The organism is Stenotrophomonas sp. AC248 (assembly GCF_979258185.1).
This window is the reverse complement of sequence record NZ_OZ409840.1, coordinates 2,282,256-2,301,931: the sequence shown is the minus strand read 5'-3', so window position 1 is coordinate 2,301,931 and position 19,676 is coordinate 2,282,256. Positions and strand designations below refer to the sequence as shown.

The 19,676-nt window shown below is 68.5% G+C and carries 16 protein-coding genes; 9 read left to right on the top strand and 7 right to left on the bottom strand.

The window, feature by feature from the left end:
* Positions 1-72: 72 nt before the first annotated feature.
* Positions 73-984, bottom strand: coding sequence for a LysR family transcriptional regulator (locus ACZ0AE_RS10415; protein WP_038688177.1), 912 nt, complete (start codon positions 982-984; stop codon positions 73-75).
* Between the two features lie 89 nt (positions 985-1,073).
* Here ACZ0AE_RS10415 and ACZ0AE_RS10410 point away from each other — a divergent pair, with 89 nt between their 5' ends.
* Together ACZ0AE_RS10410 and ACZ0AE_RS10405 are read left to right on the top strand one after the other, a co-directional pair.
* Entirely contained in the window at positions 1,074-1,847 is a 774-nt protein-coding gene (locus ACZ0AE_RS10410; protein WP_463602087.1) for an SDR family NAD(P)-dependent oxidoreductase, read from the top strand.
* 135 nt (positions 1,848-1,982) lie between these two features.
* Entirely contained in the window at positions 1,983-2,294 is a 312-nt protein-coding gene (locus tag ACZ0AE_RS10405; protein WP_038688181.1) for a DUF3817 domain-containing protein, read from the top strand.
* A 746-nt stretch (positions 2,295-3,040) separates the two neighbouring features.
* Here the strand turns inward: ACZ0AE_RS10405 and ACZ0AE_RS10400 are convergent.
* From ACZ0AE_RS10400 to atpC, 6 genes are all read right to left on the bottom strand, one after another.
* Complete coding sequence (locus tag ACZ0AE_RS10400) at positions 3,041-3,373, bottom strand: thioredoxin family protein (protein WP_137189556.1); 333 nt, start codon at positions 3,371-3,373, stop codon at positions 3,041-3,043.
* Positions 3,345-3,824: a flavodoxin gene (locus ACZ0AE_RS10395; RefSeq protein WP_463601036.1), complete on the bottom strand. Its 480-nt coding sequence runs from the start codon at positions 3,822-3,824 to the stop codon at positions 3,345-3,347. Before ACZ0AE_RS10395 ends, ACZ0AE_RS10400 begins: the two co-directional genes overlap by 29 nt.
* A gap of 7 nt (positions 3,825-3,831) precedes the next feature.
* Positions 3,832-4,872, bottom strand: a complete 1,041-nt coding sequence (locus ACZ0AE_RS10390; protein WP_038688187.1) for a ribonucleotide-diphosphate reductase subunit beta — start codon at positions 4,870-4,872, stop codon at positions 3,832-3,834.
* Between the two features lie 81 nt (positions 4,873-4,953).
* On the bottom strand, positions 4,954-7,329 hold the full coding sequence (locus tag ACZ0AE_RS10385; protein WP_463601035.1) for a ribonucleoside-diphosphate reductase subunit alpha: 2,376 nt from the start codon (positions 7,327-7,329) through the stop codon (positions 4,954-4,956).
* A gap of 401 nt (positions 7,330-7,730) precedes the next feature.
* A complete protein-coding gene (locus ACZ0AE_RS10380) occupies positions 7,731-9,236 on the bottom strand; it encodes a DASS family sodium-coupled anion symporter (RefSeq protein WP_320490998.1) in 1,506 nt (501 codons plus the stop codon).
* A gap of 27 nt (positions 9,237-9,263) precedes the next feature.
* Complete coding sequence (gene atpC, locus ACZ0AE_RS10375; protein WP_448133736.1) at positions 9,264-9,725, bottom strand: ATP synthase F1 subunit epsilon; 462 nt, start codon at positions 9,723-9,725, stop codon at positions 9,264-9,266.
* A gap of 270 nt (positions 9,726-9,995) precedes the next feature.
* On the opposite strand from atpC, the gene ACZ0AE_RS10370 reads away from it, so the two are divergent.
* From ACZ0AE_RS10370 to ACZ0AE_RS10340, 7 genes are read left to right on the top strand one after another with little or no spacing between them, the layout of a single operon-like run.
* Positions 9,996-11,195: an MFS transporter gene (locus tag ACZ0AE_RS10370; RefSeq protein WP_463601034.1), complete on the top strand. Its 1,200-nt coding sequence runs from the start codon at positions 9,996-9,998 to the stop codon at positions 11,193-11,195.
* The gene (locus ACZ0AE_RS10365; protein WP_463601033.1) at positions 11,192-12,391 is read left to right on the top strand and encodes an isochorismate synthase; all 1,200 of its coding nucleotides are present in this window, start codon (positions 11,192-11,194) and stop codon (positions 12,389-12,391) included. Before ACZ0AE_RS10370 ends, ACZ0AE_RS10365 begins: the two co-directional genes overlap by 4 nt.
* The gene (locus ACZ0AE_RS10360) at positions 12,391-14,043 is read left to right on the top strand and encodes a (2,3-dihydroxybenzoyl)adenylate synthase (protein ID WP_463601032.1); all 1,653 of its coding nucleotides are present in this window, start codon (positions 12,391-12,393) and stop codon (positions 14,041-14,043) included. Before ACZ0AE_RS10365 ends, ACZ0AE_RS10360 begins: the two co-directional genes overlap by 1 nt.
* Positions 14,043-14,678 (top strand): isochorismatase family protein, encoded by a 636-nt coding sequence (locus tag ACZ0AE_RS10355; protein WP_141057985.1) that lies wholly within the window; start codon positions 14,043-14,045, stop codon positions 14,676-14,678. Before ACZ0AE_RS10360 ends, ACZ0AE_RS10355 begins: the two co-directional genes overlap by 1 nt.
* The gene (locus ACZ0AE_RS10350; protein WP_448133732.1) at positions 14,675-14,941 is read left to right on the top strand and encodes a phosphopantetheine-binding protein; all 267 of its coding nucleotides are present in this window, start codon (positions 14,675-14,677) and stop codon (positions 14,939-14,941) included. The genes ACZ0AE_RS10355 and ACZ0AE_RS10350 overlap by 4 nt, the downstream gene beginning before the upstream one ends.
* Positions 14,938-18,885 carry an amino acid adenylation domain-containing protein gene (locus tag ACZ0AE_RS10345; RefSeq protein WP_463601031.1) on the top strand — a complete coding sequence of 1,316 codons (3,948 nt, stop codon included), beginning with the start codon at positions 14,938-14,940 and terminating at the stop codon, positions 18,883-18,885. Before ACZ0AE_RS10350 ends, ACZ0AE_RS10345 begins: the two co-directional genes overlap by 4 nt.
* Positions 18,882-19,643 (top strand): 2,3-dihydro-2,3-dihydroxybenzoate dehydrogenase, encoded by a 762-nt coding sequence (locus ACZ0AE_RS10340; RefSeq protein ID WP_463601030.1) that lies wholly within the window; start codon positions 18,882-18,884, stop codon positions 19,641-19,643. The genes ACZ0AE_RS10345 and ACZ0AE_RS10340 overlap by 4 nt, the downstream gene beginning before the upstream one ends.
* Positions 19,644-19,676 lie beyond the last annotated feature (33 nt).

Below are 19,676 nucleotides of genomic sequence, written 5' to 3'. Positions count from 1 at the left end.
ATCATCACGCACTACATCGTGCAATACCATGCACACGTGGGTGCGTGGTTGTGCACGGTGTTGCGGGTGGCTTCAGTCGGCCCGCAGCAGTTCCGGCTGGATCACCCCGGCCACCCAGTCCATGAACGCGGTGACCCGATGGGGCAGGTGGCGGCGTTGCGCGTACAGCAGCGTCACCGGCATCGGTTCGGCGGCCAGTTGGGGCAGCACTTCCACCAGGGTGCCGGCGGCCAGTGCCTGGCGCACCCCCAGCCGCGGCACCTGGATGATGCCCAGCCCGGCCAGGGCGGCCGCGTTGTACCCCTCGCCACTGTTGACGGTGATCGCGCCGCGCATCGGCAGGCTGCGATAGCCGCCCTCGTCATCGGGGTACTCGAAGCCCGGCGAACGCTGGCCGAGCGTGCCCACGTAGTGGATCAAGGCATGCGCGTGCAGGTCGGCCAGCGTACGCGGCGTGCCGCGCGTGGCCAGGTAGGCCGGGCTGGCGCAGTTGACGATCTGCATGGCGCCCAGCGGGCGTGCCACCAGCGTGTTGTCGTCCAGACTGCCCACCCGCAGCACGCAGTCGAAGCCTTCGCGCACCAGATCCACGCGGCGATCGGTGCCGCTCAGCTCCATCTCCAGCCCCGGGTGCCGCGCAAGAAAGCCGGGCAGGTGCGGGATCACCAGTTGCCGGGCCAGGCCGCTGGACATGTCCACCCGCAGCCGGCCCTTGAGCTGGCTGGTGTCGCGGCGGAACATGCCCTGCAGCTCTTCCATGTCATCCAGCAGGTCGCGGGCGCGCTGCTGGAACTGCAGGCCGTCGGCACTCAGTCGCACCCGGCGGGTGGTCCGGTGCAGCAGCTGCACGCCCACCTCCGCCTCCAACCGCTGCACGGCCAGCGACACGCTGGCCTTGGGCAGCCCCAGGCTGTCGGCAGCGCCGGTGAACGAGCCCAGTTCGGCGACGCGCAGGAAGCTGCGTAGTTGGTCCAGGCGATCCATGGATTGTTCGTCATTGGTGAACAGTCAAATCAGGATCGCGCGGTTTATGCGCTCACGCAAGATCAATAGTCTGTGCCCACACCCTACCGCTGGAGAAACGACATGAGCAGCTCCCCCGTATCGTCCTGGTCACTGGCGGCAGCCGCGGGCTGGGCCGCAACGCCGCGCTCGCGCTGGCCGCCGATGGCGCCGATATCGTGATCACCTACCGCAGCCAGGCCGACGCCGCCCGGCAGGTGGTCGCCCAGATCGAAGCGCTCGGCCGCCGTGCCACGGCATTGCCGCTGGATGTCGCCGACAGTGGCAGCTTCGCCGCGTTCGCCGACCAGCTGCGCGACACCCTGCAGGGGTGGGGCGCCACGCAGTTGCAGGGCCTGCTCAACAACGCCGGCGAAGGCTTGTACGCGAGCATCGCCGAGACCACGCACGAACAGTTCGACCACGCCGTGGCGGTACATCTGAAGGGGCCGTACTTCCTCACCCAGGCGCTGCTGCCGCTGATCGCCGATGGCGGGCGCATCCTCAACGTGTCCAGCGGGCTGGCGCGCTTCTCGCTGCCGGGCAGTTCGGCCTACGCGATGATGAAGGGCGGCATCGAAGTGTTCACCCGGTACCTGGCCAAGGAACTGGGCGTGCGCGGGATCAGCGCCAACACGCTGGCACCGGGCGCGATCGCCACCGATTTCGGCGGCGGCCGCGTGCGCGACGACGAGCACGTCAACGGCATGGTGGCCTCGATCACCGCACTGGGACGTGCCGGCCAGCCGGATGACATCGGGCCGGTGGCCGCGGCACTGTTGTCGCCGTCGACGGCGTGGATCAATGCGCAGCGGGTGGAAGCGTCGGGCGGTATGTTCGTCTGAGTGACGGGGCGTGCGCGAACGTGCGCACGCCTTTTTCAGGGTCAACGACTGCAAACGGGTCGCATTCGCAGTTCGCGGCTATCATGGCGTTCCTGATGCCTGCGTGCCGAGCCTGATTTGAACGCCACTCCACCGATGACCCCCATGGGTCGTGTCTTCGCCACCGTTGCCTTCATCGAAGCGCTCACCTGGGCCGGCCTGCTGGTCGGCATGTACTTCAAGTACCACGCCGCCGATCCCACCCCGATCGGCGTACGCGTGTTCGGGCCGCTGCACGGGTTCGCCTTCATGGCCTACGTGGTGGTGACGGTGCTGGCCGCGGTGCGGCTGCGCTGGCCGTGGTGGGCGGCAGGGCTGGCGCTGCTGGCTGCGGTTCCGCCGCTGGTGACGTTGCCGTTGGAGTGGTGGTTCAAGCGGCGGGGGTTGCTGGGCCGTCGGGTGGGGTGATTGCGGGCGCTGGCTCCGTTCTTGGGTCATGCGCGCAATGTGCGTGCCACGGCTATCGGCGGTCGTTTGGGAACCGACCCTACCGGAGAGATGCTTGAACCCGGTGGCTGGTAGGGTCGAACCTTGGTCGACTGCACGTAACGGCTCACCGTTCGGTGGCGACATGACCATCGAACGCAGGCTGGTTTTTCGGCATGCGGTTCGGTTGCATGATTGCAGGCTCTGGCTCCGTTTTGGGTCATGCGTGCAATGTGCGTGGCACGGTTATCGGCGGTCGTTTGGGAACCGACCCTACCGGAGAGATTGTTGAACCCAGCGGCTGGTGGGGTCGAACCTTGGTCGACTGCACGTGGTGGGTCACCGTTCGGTGGCGACATGACCCTTGAACACAGGCCGGTTTTCCGTATGCGATCAGGTTGCGTGATCGCGGGCGCGGCTTCATTTTTGGGTCATGCGTGCAACGCGCGCGGCGCGGTTATCGGCGGTCGTTTGGGAACCGACCCTACCGGGGATGGCCGGGCGGACATTGAAACTTTGCGCGGTATCGTGGGCTGGCAGGGTCGAACCTTGGTCGACTGCACGTAACGGCTCACCGTTCGGTGGCGACATGACCATCGAACGTAGACTGGTTTTTGTAATGCGGTTCGGTTGCGTGATTGCGGGCGCTGGCTCCGTTTTTGGGTCATGCGTGCAATGTACGTGGCACGGTTATCGGCGGTCGTTTGGGAACCGACCCTACCAAGGGGTTACGTTGCCATGGCGGCCGCGAGGGCGTCGCCGATCTGCTTGGGAGATTGGTAACCGGCCAGCCGCGCTACTTCGTGTCCGTCACGGACCAGCAGCAGGGTGGGTGTCTGGCGCAGGCCCAAACTGCGGAAGAACACTTCGCCGATGGTTTCCAGGTGGACCTTGAGCAGCACGATGCCGGCGGCGCGCGGTGAATCGGCGATGCTGGCCAGCGACATGTCCAGCATGCGGCAGCCAGGGCAGTTGTCCTTGTGGAAATCCACCAGCACGGTGGGATGGTCGCGAAGGGCGGCGTGGTAGGCGTCAGGCGTGGCGGCGTGCAGGATCTGCATGGGTAGAGGTCTCGATGCGGGCCAACACGGTGTCGGTCCACTGGTGGATGGCGTGGGTGTCAGCCTGCCCGTGCGGCATCTGCTCGATCTCCAGCACCGGGTGCGGCGAGCCGAAGAAGCGCGCCAGGCGATGCACGGCGCCGCAGTAGTACTCCGGGCCCCATTGCGTTTCGCCGGTGCCGAACACGGCCACGCCAAGGCCGGGCGGCAGCCCGGCGGTGTCGCGCAGCGTGGCCACGAAGGCTTTCATCTCCGCCGGGGTGCGGCCGGCGTTGTCGGTCCAGCAGCCCAGCAGCAGCGCATCGCGTGGCTGTGCCAGCGCGGCAGCGGTATCGCCGTCCACGTCCAGCAGCTGCAGCGGGTGGCCCAGGGCCTGGCAGCGTGCCGCGACCAGCCGCGCCACCTCGTGCGTGTTGCCGCTCAGCGATGCATAGGCAAGCAGGATGCGCATGGGCGGTTCACAGGTCGTCGAAGCCGTTGTCCGAATTGGTCTTCTTGTAACTGGCGTTGCGCATCTCGAAGAAGTCGGTCTTGGTCTCGGTGAAATTGTCGGCGTAGGCCTTGATCCACGGCATCACGTTGACGTTGGTGTCGCTGTACAGCTTCTCGATGCCGAGCATGCCGGCCATCTTGTTGGCGCGGTACTTCACGTAGCGGATCATCTCGTCCACGTCGATGCCATCGATACCGTCCAGCACCTCGCCGGTCCAGCGCGTTTCCAGCGCGATGGCATGCTCGAATGCATCGTGCACGTAAGCGGTGAGCTGGTCGCCCTGAAGCTGCTGGTTCTCGCCGATGATGGCGCGGATCAGTTCGCTGATGAACTTGGTGTGGGCCAGTTCGTCGCGGTTGATGAAGCTGATGATCTTGCCGGTGCCGGTCATGCGGTTCTGGCGGACCAGGTTGTAGAAAAATGCGAAGCCGGAATAGAAGTTGATGCCTTCCAGGATCGAGGACTGGATCAGCGACCGGATCAGGGTCTCGGCGGTCTTCTCGCGCATGAAGTCGTCGTAGGACTGCATGATCGGCTGGTTGCGCGCCAGGATGGTGGGATGCGTGCGGGCGATTTCGAACACGCGGTTCTGGTCGGCCAGCCCGGCGATGGAGGCCAGTACGTAGCTGTAGCTCTCGTTGTGGATCACCTCCTGCTGGCCGATGATCGCCGCGTTGGCGTGCGCGGCCGGGTCGGTGATGTACTCGGCCACGTTGTAGATGAAGCGGGTCTGCGGGGAATCGAGCGTGGCCAGCAGGCCGATGATCGAATCGTAGGCGTTCTTTTCGCGCGCATTGAGCTCGCCGTAGCCGCGCGCGTCGCCCTTCATGTCCACTTCGTCGGGGATCCAGAAGTTGGTCGACAGCTCCTTGTAGGCCCGGTAGAAGGACGGGTAGGGGATGTCATTCCAGTTCAGGATGCCGCTGGTGCGGCCGTTGATGATGCCGGTGGAGCGGTTGGGGTGGCGCGGCTCGAGGATCTTGATGCGTTCCAGCGGTGTCGCCATGGGGGTGTCCTGGTTGTCGGTTACGTGCGTTTGCCTGGTTGCCGGCCAGCGGCCGGCACTACCGCTGACGACCTGCGGTCGTCAGCTACCGCACCATTCGCATTCGTCGATGTCGATGTCGTTGGAGCGCACGTAGTAGGTGGTTTTCAGGCCTTCGCGCCAGGCGCTCATGTGCAGGGCGAGCAGGGTGCTGGCGCGGATGGTGCTGGGCACGTACAGGTTGAAGCTGATCGACTGGTCCACGTGGCGCTGGCGGCGCGCGTTCTGGCGGATGCTGGCGAACTGGTCCAGCCGGTAGGCGCCTTTTTCGTAGTACGGGTAAGTGTCCAGCGACAGCCCGGGCGCGGCTACGGGGCGGCGGAAGTCCTTCTTTTCCTCGTAGTAGAACGCCCCGTACACCGGGTCGATGGAGGCGCTGGAGCCGGCGATCTGCGCGGTGCTCATGTTCGGCGCTACCGCCAGCAGCCAGCCGTTGCGCAGCCCGTGCACGCTGACCTGCGCGGCCAGTTCCTGCCAGGCCGGGCTCTCGTAGTGGCGCGCGCGGAAATACTCGCCGGTCTGCCAGTCGCTCCCCACGAAGGTGCTGTAGCGACCCTTTTCCTCGGCCAGGCGCATGCTGGCCTGGATGGCCAGGTAGTTGATGCGCTCGTACAGGCTGTCGGCATAGTCTTCGGCCTGGGTGTCGTTCCAATCGATCTGTTTCAGCGCCAGCAGGTGGTGCCAGCCGAACGTGCCCAGCCCGATCGCGCGGTACTTGCGGTTGGTGATGGTGGCCTGCGGCACCGGCAGCTGGTTGAGGTCGATCACGTTGTCGAGCATGCGCACCTGGATCGGCACCAGCCGCTCCAGCACATCGCTGGACAGCAGGTCCGGCGCCGCGGTGACCGCACGCCCGAGGTTGATCGAAGACAGGTTGCACACCACGAAATCGCCGGCCTGGCGGGTGGTGACGATCTGGTCGCCACTGATCATCTCCTGCATCAGCCGGGTGGGGCTCATGTTCTGCAGGATCTCGGTGCACAGGTTGCTGGAATACACCTTGCCGGCGTGCTTGTTCGGGTTCATCCGGTTCACTTCGTCCCGGTAGAACATGAAGGGATTGCCGGTCTCCAGCTGGCTGACCATGATCCGCTTGAACAGGTCGATGGCCTTGATCGTGCGGCGGCTGATCCTCTCGTCGGCCACCACCTCGGCGTAGCGGTCGCGGAAGCTGCCCTGGCCGCGTTGTTCGTCGTGGAAATCCTGCAGGTACCAGCCCTTGATCCGCTTCACCTCGTACGGGTCGAACAGGTACCAGTCACCGCGCCGCTCCACCGCCTCCATGAACAGGTCGGGCAGGCACACCGAGGTGAACACATCGTGCGCGCGCAGGCGCTGGTCGCCATTGTTCAGGCGCAGGTCCAGGAAGCTTTCGATGTCGCGGTGCCATACATCCAGGTATACCGCGATGGCGCCCTTGCGCTGGCCAAGCTGGTCCACGCTGACGGCAGTGTTGTTGAGCTGCTTGATCCACGGCACCACGCCGCCGGACGAATTGGCCACGCCGCGGATCGCCGCCCCGGCCGAGCGCACGTAGCCCAGGTACGCGCCCACACCGCCCCCGTGCTTGGACACGCGGGCCACGTCGGTGTTGGAGTCGTAGATGCCCTGCAGGCTGTCGTCCACGGTGTCGATGAAGCAGGACGACAGCTGCCCGCCGGTCTTGCCGGCATTGGCCAGGGTGGGCGTGGCCACGGTCATGTACAGGTTGGACAGGGCCCAGTAGGCCTCGCGCACCAGCCGCATGCGCCGCGCGCGGGTGCGGTCGCCACTGAGGTGTTCGTTCTGCATCAGGTACAGCGCGATGGTGAGCCAGCGCTCCTGCGGCAGTTCGTACACCGCCCGCGACTGGTCGGTGGCCAGGTAGCGGGTGGCCAGCAGGTACAGACCGTTGTACGCGAACAGCAGGTCGCGCTCGGGGTCGATCATCGCCCCGGCCTCCTCCAGTTCTTCCTTGGAATACGCCTTCAGGATGTCGATCGAGTAGACGTTGCGATCGGCCAGGCTTTCCTGCAGCCCCACGTACGAGCCGTACTTGAGGCTGGCGTCGTAGAAGCGGTTCTTGCTGGCGCGCTTGTACAGGCGGCGCAGGTACAGCCGCGCGGCGAAGTGCTCCCAGTCCGGCGCCACCAGATCGATACGCGATTCGGCTTCGCGGATCAGCAGGTCCACCAGTTCGTCGGCGCTCAGCTGTTCGCGCCGATGCACCAGCGCCAACACGGCGCGTTGGTAATCGGCCAGGTCCAGCTGCGGAAACTCGGCGTGCACGGCCTGGATCGAGCGCAGCAGGCGGGCCTGCTCGAACGGCATGCGCCGGTTGCCGCCTTCCTTGCTGATCCACAGGCCATCGCCACTGCTGGCAACGGTGGATTCCAGTGCGGCGGCGGCGTGGGTAAGGGTGCTGTCTTCGGTGATCATTGTCAGTCCATGCGGTACGCAGGAGTCGCGTCGCGATGCGGGCATCGCGACGAACGGGCGGGCGTCATGGAGGCAGGGGGATCATCCCCGGAAGGGTCCGGGTAATACGCTCGCTTCCAGGCGCTGTTCGGGCGGTCATGCCGGGCGGCCGGGGTGGCCTGCAGGGGCATGACGGGGAACCGGGCCTGGCGGAAGCGGGGAGCCGATGAACACAACATAGTGTGGGTCTGCCTCATCGTCAACATCATATGTTGGGTTGAGGCGGTCACCAGCGTGACCAAACGCCGCAGCCGATCGCGCCCCGGTAGAGCCGACCGTTGGTCGGCTGCGTCGGTGTGCGGCGTGTTGCTGCCGTGTGTTTATCTACGATCAGGCGAAGGGCAGCCGACCAACGGTCGGCTCTACCAGTATCCCAGCACCTTCCACCACGCACCGCCGACCACGGCAAACACCACCAGCTCGAACACGCACATCACGAACCCGACGCGCCACCACGTCCCCAGGCTGACGTAGCCGCTGCCGAAGATGATCGGCGAGGTGCCGGTGGCGTAATGGGTGAGCGTCATCATGATGGCCGAGCCGGCGGTCATCATCAGCATGAAGGGCACCACGTACTCGGCCGGAATCAGCAGGGCGCCCACGCCGAGGAAGGCCAGCAGCATCGCACTGATATGGGCGGTGGTGCTGGCGAACAGGTAGTGCGAGAACACGAACGCCAGCACCAACACCGCCGCGATGGCTTCCCAGCCCATGCCGCTGGCGACGATGGCGCCCTTCATGCCCTCGGAGAACCAGCCGATGACGCCGAGCTTGTTGAGCTGCTCGGCCATCATCACCAGCGCGCCGAACCACACCAGCGTGTCCCACGCACTCTTTTCCGAGAGCACATCGTCCCAGTCGATGGTGCCGGTGATGATCAGCACGAACAGGCCCAGGAAGGCGACCACGGTGGGATCCAGCGTCCACGCCGGCCCGAACAGCATGGCCGGCACGTTCGCCCACAGCACCAGCAGCAGGCCGAAGGTGCCCATCATCACCTTCTCCTTCGGCGCCAGTGGGCCCATCCGCGCCAGTTCGGCGCGCGCGTAGTCCACCGCGTTCGGCGTGGCCTTCAGTTGCGGTGGCGACAACAGGTAGATCACCAGCGGCATCAGCAGCAGGCAGACCAGTCCCGGCACCAGCATGCACAGCGCCCAGGTAGTCCAGGTCAGGTGGAACTGCTGGCCGGTCGCCTTGGCCACGTAGTCCACCACCAGCGGGTTGGGCGCGGTGGCGGTGAGGAACATCGCCGAGGTGATCGGGTTGGCGTGGTAGTTCACCAGGGCCAGGTAGGTGCCCACCTTGGCTTCGGTGCCCTTGGCCGGGTCCGAATCGAACGCGTTGGCGATCGAGCGCATCACCGGGTGCACGATGCCGCCGCCGCGGGCGGTGTTGCTGGGCGTGAACGGGGCCAGCACCAGTTCGCACACCGCCAGGCCATAGCCAACGCCCAGCGTGCGCTTGCCGAGCAAAGCGATGAACATCAGCCCGATGCGGCTGCCCAACCCGGTCTTCTTCAGGCCGCGCGAGATCAGGATCGCCACCACGATCAGCCAGATCAGCGGGCTGGCAAAACTGCTGAGGGCGTCGGTGATGGCGCCCTTGGACGAGGTCGAGGTGACCTGCGACAGCGACACGATGACGATCGCCATCATCGCCATCACCCCGATCGGCATCACCTTGAGGATGATCGCCACGATGGTGGTCAGGAAGATGGCCACCAGCCCCCAGGCCTTGGGCGTGAGCCCGGCCGGGCAGGGCAGCAGCAACAGGGTGACCAGCACCGCCGTGGCGATCAGGGCCGGCACCAGCCGGAACGGCACCGCCCCGTTGAAGTAGCGGAACAGGTCCTGCAGTCGCTTGAGCATCGCGGAGTCCTTGCGGCGGGTGCGGGATTACTTGAAGGGCAGCGAGCGCAGCTGCTGCAGGCGCTGCAGCGCCAGTTCGGCATGTACCTTGGCGTTGTCGGGGTCGGTCAGCTCGGTGGCCATCGGCGATGCGGCCGCCTCACGCGCGGCACGGGCGCGGGCATCGTCCAGGTTCTCGCTGCGCAGGCCCAGGTCGGCCAGCACGATCACCTTGCCCGGCTGCACTTCCACATGCCCGCCCGATACATACACATGCAGCGGCGGCTCCGCCCCGACCGGAAATACCGACACCATGCCCTCGCGCAAGGTCGCCAGCAGCGGCGCATGCTGCGCCAACACGCCGAAACGCCCTTCGCTGCCCGGCAGGCTGATCTCGCGCACGTCGCCGCTCCAGATCTCGCCGGTCAGGCTGATGATCTGCACCGGCAGGCCGTGCGCGATGTCGGCGACGATGCCGGGAAGGGCTGCTGCGGGAGGAAGTGACGCCATTGCAAAGGCCGCGGTGGGAGTGGACCCAGCTTAGTCGGGTCGGTGTGTGCACGGGTTGATCGACATCAATGACCCGCGTGCAGGGGAGCCGTGCGCCATGTCCATCGCGCGCGGATGAATGCCACGCCACCGCGACCGGGAATCTGCGAATGCGACCTGTTATCATTTGACGGGATAGCCACGGCGATCCTCGCATCGTCGAAGCCGATCGATCCGACGCGCCGCCTTGCAGCGTTGCGCGCCCTATTCCCTGATTGGCAGTGGTGTTCCATGCATGAGCGTTCGGTAGTACCCGGCTTGCCGGCCTTGGTGTTCGCGGCCTTGACCGGCACCATGGCGATGATGGCCTTCGTGGCGGTGGTGGGGCCGGTGGTGCGCCTGCTGGGCCTGGCCGAGTGGCATGCCGGCCTGTCGGTCACCGCGGCCGGGGTGCTCTGGATGCTGTCCGCGCGCCGCTGGGGCAGCCTCAGCGACCGCATCGGGCGCAAGCGCGTGCTGCTGATCGCACTGGCGGCCTACGTGCTGATCTACGTGGCGATGGCGATCTTCGTCGATGCCGCGTTGGCGCGCCCGCCGGCGCTGTGGGTGTCGGTGCTGCTGCTGGTGGGCACGCGGGCGTTGGTGGGGCTGTTCTATGCCGCCGTGCCGCCCACCGCTGCCGCGCTCGTAGCCGACGGTGCCGCGCCGGGGCAACGCGCCTCGGCCATGGCCAAGCTCGGCACCGCCAACGCGCTGGGCATGGTGGTCGGGCCGGCCGCCGCCGGGTGGATCGCCTTCCACCAGTTGTCGCTCACCCTCTACATCGCGGCGTTCCTGCCGTTGCTGTCGCTGGCCGCCATTGCCTGGCGCCTGCCGCCGGACGCGCCGCTGCGCACGGCCACCCCGGGGCCGCGCGCGCGGCTGGGCTGGACCGATGCACGGCTGCGCCTGCCGATCCTGGCGGTGTTTGCCGCCATGGTGTCGGTGACCATCGCGCAGGTCACCGTGGGCTTCTTCGCGATCGACCGCCTGCACCTGTCGCCGGCCGACGGCGCGCGTGCGGCCGGCCTGGCGCTCACCGCGGTGGGTGTCGGGCTGATTCTGGCGCAGGTACTGGTGATGAAACTGGTCGGCGTGCCGCCGCGGCGCTGGATCGCCCTGGGCGCCCTGGTGTCGGGCATTGGGTTCGCCTCGGTGGCGCTGGTGGACGCACGCTGGGAACTGCTGCTGGCCTACGCGGTGGCGGCGTTCGGGATGGGCTTCGTGTTTCCGTCGTTCCAGGCGCTGGCGGCCGATTCGGTGCAGGCGCATGAGCAGGGCGCTGCCGCAGGCACCGTGGCCTCGGTGCAGGGCCTGGGCATGGTGATCGGGCCGATGCTCGGCACACTGCTGTACCAGTGGCGGCCCAGCGCGCCCTATCTGTTGGTGGGCGTGCTGCTGCTGGTGTTGTCGGTGGCCGCGGCACGCCACCGCGCCGGAGCGCCGGCATGAACGACAGCACGCAGGCACGCACGGTGCGCGACGACGACAATGCCGTGGTGGGCGATGCCGCCGTGACCACGCCGTTTCTGCTGCGTGCGCCGTTGCGCTCGCTGCACACGCAGGGGTGCCGAGCGCGGCTGCCGGCCGGTGGCACCGCCACCCTGGCCGCGCGCGTAGCGGCCTTTTTCGCTACGCCGCGCGCCGGCCTGCCGCTGCTGGTTGGCGCGCTGCCGTTCGATCCTGACGGTGACGATGCGCTGCACCAGCCGCAGGCACTCTCGAACGCGGCGCTGCCATCCGCGCCGCCGGCAGCGACCTTCAACGGTCGTATCGCCGCAGAACCCAGTGCCGCGCAGTACGCAGACGCGGTGGGCGCGGCGTTGCATGACCTGCAGCAGCCGGCACCGGCGCTGCACAAGGTGGTGCTGGCCCGCAGCCTGCTGCTGGACGGCGCGCAGGACGTCGATCCGCACGCCCTGGCCGCGCGCCTGGGCCACGACCACAGCGTGGCCACCTATCTGGTGACGCTGCCCGGCGGAACGCAGGAACCCCCGGCGTGGCTGGTGGGCGCAACCCCCGAACTGCTGGTGTCGCGTCGCGGTGCGCGGGTGCTGTCGCATCCACTGGCCGGTTCGGCCCGGCGCCATCCCGACCCGGCCGAAGATGCACGGGTGGCGCAGGCGCTGCTGGCCTCGGCCAAGGACCACGACGAACACCGCCATGTGGTGGAGGCCATCGTGGCGGCACTGGCGCCGTGGTGCAGCCACATCGAGGCCGAGCCGCGCCCTTCGCTGCATGCCACCGCCACCATGTGGCACCTGGGCACGCGGATCGAGGCCGCGCTGGCCGACGCCCGCACGCCGGTTGCCGCGCTGGTGGCCGCGCTGCATCCCACCCCGGCCGTGTGCGGTACGCCGCGCGCGCTTGCGCTGCGCACCATTCGCCAGCTGGAACCGGTGCCGCGCGGCTTCTATGCCGGCGCGGTTGGCTGGACCGATGCCGACGGCGATGGCGACTGGTACGTGGCGATCCGCTGCGCCCGTGTGCAGGGCCCGCAGGTGCGTGTGTACGCCGGCGCAGGCATTGTTGCCGGCTCACTGCCCGCGCTGGAAGTGGCCGAAACCGCCGCCAAATTCGGCGCCGTGTTGAACGCCCTGGGCGTCGATGCGTTGCCTTCCACATGCGTTACCGGAGGTGTTTCCTGATGAACGAGAGTGCTTCCCCCGCGCTGGTGCCGTTGCGCCAAAGCTGGCCGCCGGCCCTGGTGGCGCGCTATCGCGCCGCCGGCTACTGGCGTGGCGAAACCCTGCCGGGCGTGCTGCGCGAGCGGGCCACGCGGTTTGCCGACGACGTCGCCGTGGTCGGGGGCGAGGTGCGGCTGAGCTACGCGGCGCTCTGGCAGGAGGCTGGCCGGATCGGTGCGGGGTTGCTGGCGCGCGGTCTGGTGCCGGGCGACCGGGTGGTGGTGCAGCTGGGCAATACGCCAGCATTCGTGACGGTGGTCTGCGGGCTGTTCCGGGCCGGATTGATTCCGGTGTACGCACTGCCGGCGCATCGCATCACCGAGGTGCGCCATGTGCTGGACAAGGCGCAGGCGCGCGGGTACATCGCGGCGGACAGGCAGGACGGCTTCGATTACCGCGTGCTGGCGCGCGAACTGCAGGCGCTGCTGCCAGCGCTGCAGCACGTGCTGATCGTCGGCGACGCCGCCGAGTTCGGCGCGGTGGACAGCCTGCAGGGCGACGCGGCGCTGTTGCCGCCCGATCCGGACCCGCAGTCGGTGGCGTTCCTGCAGTTGTCGGGCGGCAGCACGGGCTTGTCCAAACTGATTCCGCGCACCCACGACGATTACATCTATTCGTTCCGCGCCAGCAACGAGATCTGCGGCATCACGCGCGACAGCGTGTACATGGTCGCGCTGCCCGCGGCGCACAACTTCCCGATGAGCTCGCCCGGTTTCCTGGGCGCGCTGTATGCCGGCGCGCGCGTGGTGATGAGCCCGGGCCCCGGGCCTGACGCGGCCTTTCCGCTGATCGCGCGCGAGCGCGTGACCTGCGTGGGGCTGGTGCCGCCGCTGGCCTTGCTGTGGGCGCAGGCCGCGGCCACCACCGCGCACGACCTGGGCAGCCTGCAGGTGCTGCAGGTGGGAGGCGCCAAGCTGGTGCCGGAAGCGGCGCGCCGGGTGATCGACAGCCTGGGCTGCCGCCTGCAGCAGGTGTTCGGCATGGCCGAAGGCCTAGTCAACTACACCCGCCTGCACGATCCGCTGGACGTGGTGGTGGGCACCCAGGGTCGGCCGATCTCCCCCGACGACGAGGTGCTGGTGGTGGACGACCACGGCCACCCGGTCGCGGAAGGCGGCATCGGCCACCTGCTCACGCGGGGCCCGTACACCATTCGCGCGTACCACAACGACCCGGCCGCCAACGCGCGTTCGTTCACCGAGGATGGCTACTACCGCACCGGCGACATGGTGCAGCAGTTGCCCGGTGGCTACCTGGTGGTGCAGGGCAGGGCTGGCGACCATATCAACCGGGCCGGCGAGAAGATCTCCGCCGAGGAGATCGAAGACCATCTGCTGGCCCACGCCGAGGTATTCGATGCCGCCGTGGTGTCGATGCCCGATGCCTTCCTGGGGGAACGCAGCTGTGCGTTCGTCATTGCGCACGGCACCCCGCCCACTGCCGCCAGCCTCAAGGCCTGGGTACGCGGGCGTGGCCTGGCCGCGTTCAAAGTGCCCGACCAGGTGGTGTTCGTGGAGGCCTTCGGCACCACGGCGGTGGGCAAGATCAGCCGCCGCGAACTGCGCGCGCAGCTGCGCGAACGTTACCTTGAACAGACAGGAGAACCGCGCTGATGGCGCTGCCGAAGATTGCCCCGTATCCGTTGCCGCTGGCCGGTGAACTGCCGCCGCCGCGCGGCCCCTGGGTGCCGCGCACCGAGCGCATGGCGCTGCTGGTGCATGACATGCAGCAGTATTTCCTGGCCGCGTTTGCCGCCGACGCCGCGCCGCTTGCGCCGGCGGTGGCCAATATCGCCCGCCTGCTGGCGCACTGCCGTGCGCGCGACATCCCGGTGTTCTACACCGCCCAGCGTGGCAACCAGGACCGCCGTGACCGCGGCCTGCAGGCCGACCTGTGGGGTCCGGGCATGAGCGCCACCGCCGAGCACGAAACCATCCTTGCCGCACTGGCACCGGCCCCCGGCGATCATGTGCTGGTCAAGCACCGCTACAGCGCGTTCCAGCGCAGCAACCTGGACACTATGCTGCGCGCCCGTGGCCGCGATCAGCTGCTGGTGACCGGCGTGTATGCGCACATCGGCTGCGCGGCGACCGTGACTGAGGCCTTCCAGCGCGACATCGAGGCGTTCATCGCCGCCGATGCAGTGGCCGACTTCTCGCGCGCCGACCATGACCTGGCCCTGCACCTGATCGCGCGCACCTGTGGCGTGCCCCTGACCACCGACCAGCTGTTGAAGGCCCTGGCATGAACACCCCCGCACACGACCGCCCGCTTGACCTGGCGCGCATGCGTGCCGACGTGGCCGGCATGCTGGGCGAAGCGCCCGAGACCATCGGCGACGACGACAACCTGATCGACCTGGGCCTGGACTCGATGCGGGTGCTGGGCCTGGTACTGGCCTGGGGCAACACCGGCATCGCGCTGGAATTCAGCCACCTGGCCGAGCACGCCACACTGGCCGGCTGGTGGGGCGTGGTGCAGCGGCTGCAGGGCAGCGCTGCGCGCGCATGAAGGCAGGGCAGGGCGCGGACGCAACCGGAGCGCAGGCACAGCCGCGCCCCCAAGGCCTGAGCGAAGCGCAGACCGGGCTGTGGTATGCGCAGCGACTGGCGGCGGCACCGGCGGCGTTCAACACCGCGCATGCGCTGTGGATCGACGGTGCGCTGGACGTCACGCGCTTTGCGGCCGCCGCCAACGCCGCCGCGCATGAAGCCGAGGCGCTCGCACTGCGTATTGCCGACGGTGCCGACGGTGTACCGCAGCAATGGCACGTGCCCGCGCATGTGCCACTGCTGGAGGTGGTGGACCTGTCCGCGCTGCCGGACCCGGTGGCCGCCGCACGCACCGCCATGGACCAGGACCGCCTGCGCGCGGTGGATCCGGCGCGCGACCGGCTCGCGCAGCAGCGTCTGTTCGTGCTGGGTGGCGCGCGGCATCTCTGGTACCTGCGCGTGCATCACCTGGCCACCGACGGCTACGGCATGGCGCTGTTCACCGAGCGGGTCTGCGCGTTGTATGCGGACGCGGATGCCGAGGCGGCAGCGCTTGCCCCGTTGGCCCCGGTGCTGGCCGATGATCTGGACTACCGCCACGGCGAACGCCGCGCCGCCGATGCGGCCTACTGGCAGCAGTACATGGCCGGCGCCCCGGCGGCGGAAGGCTTGGCGGGCGCCAGTGCCCCGGCCGCCGCCGATGCCCTGCGCCACGTCTGCGACCTGCCTGCGGCGCTACGCCGCCGGCTGCTGGCGGTGGCTACGCAGATCGCCCAGCCCTGGCCGGACCTGCTGACCACGCTGGGCGCCGCGTACTGCCGCCGCTTCAGTGCGCTCGATGAAGTGGTGCTGGGCATCCCGTTCATGGGCCGGCTCGGCAATGCGTCCGCGCGTGTTCCGGCGATGGTGATGAACGTGTTGCCCCTGCGCGTGGCCGCCCGCGACGCCAGTCTGGCCGAGACCGTGCAGGCCACCGCGCGCGACCTGCTGCGTGCCCGCCGCCACGGCCGCTACCGCGGCGAACAGCTGCGCCGCGACCTGGGCCTGGTTGGCAGCCAGCACCGTCTGCACGGTCCGATGATCAACGTGCAGCCGTTCTACCGGGCGCTGCCGCTGGCGGGCGTGCAGGTGCGGCTGGACGTGCTGGGCACCGGCCCGGTGGACGACATCACCTTCGGTTTCCGTGGTGATGGCACGCACCACCTCGACCTGGAGATCGAAGCGAATCCTGCCGTGTACGCGCCCGCACAGGTGGAGGCGCATGCCGCGCGGCTGCTGCACTTCATCGACGCGGCACTGGACGCGCATGACCGTGGCTTGCGCATGGACGACATCGCGCTGGCCACGCCGGCCGAAGCGCAGCGCTACCTGTTCGAGGTCAATGCCACGGCCATGCCGCTGCCCGACGTGTCACTGGTGGCGCTGCTGTTGGACGGCATGCATGCCAACCCCGACGCCACCGCGCTGGAGTTCGACGGGCAGCGCCTCACCCATGCCCAGCTGGAGCAGCGCAGCCGGGCAGTGGCGCTGCAGTTGCAGGCGATGGGCGTGGGCCGCGAATCCCGCGTGGTGGTGGCATTGCCGCGCTCGCTGGAACTGGTGGTGGGGCTGGTGGCCATCCTGCGCGCCGGTGCGGCCTACCTGCCGGTGGACCTGGCCCATCCGGACCAGCGACTTGCCCGCATCCTGGCCTCGGCCCAGCCCAGCTGCGTGCTGGCCGACGACACGGCGGCGGCGCGGTTTGCCGGCTATCGCGTGCTGGCACCGACGCAGTGGAGCGCAGGCGATGCCCGCGAGCTGCCCGACACCGTGCAGCCGCAGGACGCCGCCTACGTCATCTATACCTCCGGCTCCACCGGCGAGCCCAAGGGCGTGCTCGTGGAGCATCGCGCCATCGTCAACCGGTTGCAGTGGATGCGCAGCCATTACGGCATCGGCGCCGATGCGCGGATCCTGCAGAAGACGCCGGCCACCTTCGATGTCTCGGTCTGGGAATTCTTCCTGCCGCTGCTGTGCGGGGCCACGCTGGTGATCGCGGCGCCCGACCTGCACCGTGACCCGGTGGCGCTGGCCGAACTCATCCGCCGCGCCAACATCAGCGTCGTGCATTTCGTTCCGTCGATGCTGGATGCGTTCCTGGCCGTGCCATCGGCGCGCGGCCTGCCGCTACGCCAGGTATTCACCAGCGGCGAAGCACTGGAACCGGCATTGCGCGATCGCTTCCATGCCACCGTCGATGCCGAACTGCACAATCTTTATGGTCCCACCGAAGCGGCCGTCGATGTGAGTTGGTGGCCGGCGGACCGCGACGACCGCAGCAGGCCGGTGCCGATCGGCTATCCGGTCTGGAACACCCGCCTGTACGTGCTGGACGCGCGCATGCGGGCGGTGCCGCCGGGCGTGCCCGGTGACCTGTACCTGGGCGGCGTGCAGCTGGCCCGGGGCTACCTTGGCCGCGACGACCTGACCGCCGAGCGCTTCCTCGCCGACCCGCACCTGCCCGGTGAGCGGATCTATCGCAGCGGTGACGTGGCGCGCTGGCGCGTCGACGGTGCCGTGGAGTATCTCGGGCGCAGCGACCACCAGGTGAAGCTGCGCGGATTGCGCATCGAGCTCGGTGAGATTGATGCCGCGTTGCGCCTGCAGCCGGGCGTGGAACGCGCTGAAACGCTGCTGCGCGAAGACCGGCCCGGCGAGCGGCGGTTGGTTTCCTATGTCTCTGGCGTGGCGCTGGATCCGGTAGCGCTGCGCGCCGGCCTGGCCGCGCGCGTGCCGGACTACATGGTCCCCGCCGCGCTGATGGTGGTGGCGCAGTGGCCGGTGACGGCAAACGGCAAGCTGGACCGCGCCGCGTTGCCCGTGCCAACGCTGGCCGCGGTGCCGGGCCGCGCGCCCAGCACGGACAGCGAGCGCCAGCTGGCCGCGTTGTTTGCGCAGGCGTTGAGCCTGGATGACGCGCCCGCCGCCGATGCGGACTTCTTCAGCCTGGGCGGTGATTCGCTGTCGGCGGTGCACCTGCTGCTGGCGATCCAGCAACACTGGCAGCGTGATCCGGGCCTGGGCGCGGTGTTCGCCCACCCCACCGTGGCGGCACTGGCCCGCGTGCTGGACGCGCCGGAACACGGCACCGACCACGGCCTGTCGCCGCTGATCGGGCTGGCGCGCGGTGAGCCGGGCAGAGCACCGCTGTTCGTGGTCCATCCCGCTGGCGGCATCGCCTGGAACTACCGCGACCTGGCACGTGCCCTGCAGCCAGCACGTGACGTCCATGGTCTGCAGTCGCCCGCACTGGATGCCGCGCAGCCGCTGCCCGACAGCATCGATGCCCTGGCCGCGGACTATGTGGCGCGCGTGCTGGCACTGCAGCCGAACGGGCCGGTGCACCTGCTGGGCTGGTCGGTGGGCGGCATCATCGCCCAGGCCATGGCCGTGCGCCTGCAGGCGCTGGGTCGCAGCGTCGGCGAGTTGGTGCTGCTGGATGCCTATCCCAGCGAATGCTGGCGGGCCGAACCCGAGCCGGACCGGATCGCGGCGCTGCGTGCGCTGCTGGCCATCGCCGGGCATGACCCCGACGCCCACCCCGAACTGGACAGCCGCGCGCGCATCATGGCCTTCCTGCGCCGTGGCGACAGCGCGCTGGGCAACCTGCCCGAACCGGTGCTGGACGGCGTGGTCCGCGCAGTCACCGGCACCAACCGGTTGATCCGCGCGCACCATCACGCACCGTACCGCGGCGTGCTCAGCCACGTGCGTGCCGGTCGCGACCACGCCGCGCGCCCGTATCTGCAGGCATCCCTCTGGGCGCCGTACGCGGCAACGATCGAGGCAATCGAGCTCCCGTTCGTGCATGCCGAGCTGACCGGCCGTGATGCTGTCGCACAGATCGCCCCTTGGCTGTCGGCGCGGCTGCAGCGCAGTGACGCCCTCGATATCCGTACCTCCCCACAGGAACAGCCTTCATGAAACTCACTGGATTTGACGGCACGCTGGCTGTGGTCACTGGCGCTGCCGGCGGCATCGGCGCGGCGCTGGTGCAGCACCTGCTGGACAGCGGATGCGTGGTGGTCGCCACCGACCTGGCTGCGCCCGCGCTGCCGGCGCACCCGAACCTGCATGCCAGGGCGCTGGACGTCAGCGATGCCGGTGCAGTGGATGCGCTGGTCTGCTGGGCCGAGACCACGCTGGGGCCGGTGGGCTTTGGCATCAGCGTGGCCGGCGTGCTGCAGGTGGGTACGGTCGACCAGATCGACGACGCGCAATGGCGCCGGGTATTCGCGGTCAACGCCGACGGCGTGTTCCACCTGTCGCGCGCCCTGGCGCGGGTGATGACCCCGCGCGGCAAGGGGGCCATCGTTACCGTCAGTTCCAATGCTGCCGGTGTTCCGCGGCATGGCATGGCCGCCTATGCCGCATCAAAAGCGGCGGCCACCATGTTCACGCGGTGCCTCGGGCTGGAACTGGCTCCCCACGGCATCCGCTGCAACATCGTCGCCCCGGGCTCGACCTTGACCCCGATGCAGACCGGCATGTGGGAGGACGCCGACGGCGCGCAGCGGGTGATCGAGGGCAACCCGGCAACCTACAAGGCCGGCATTCCGCTGCGCAAGCTGGCCCGCCCCGACGACATCGCCCAGGCGGTGATGTTCCTGTTGTCCGACCAGGCCGGCCATATCGCGATGAGCGATCTGTATGTGGACGGTGGTGCCACGTTGCGTGGTTGAAGGCGCCTGGTTATGCCCGGCTGTGGTTTTCGT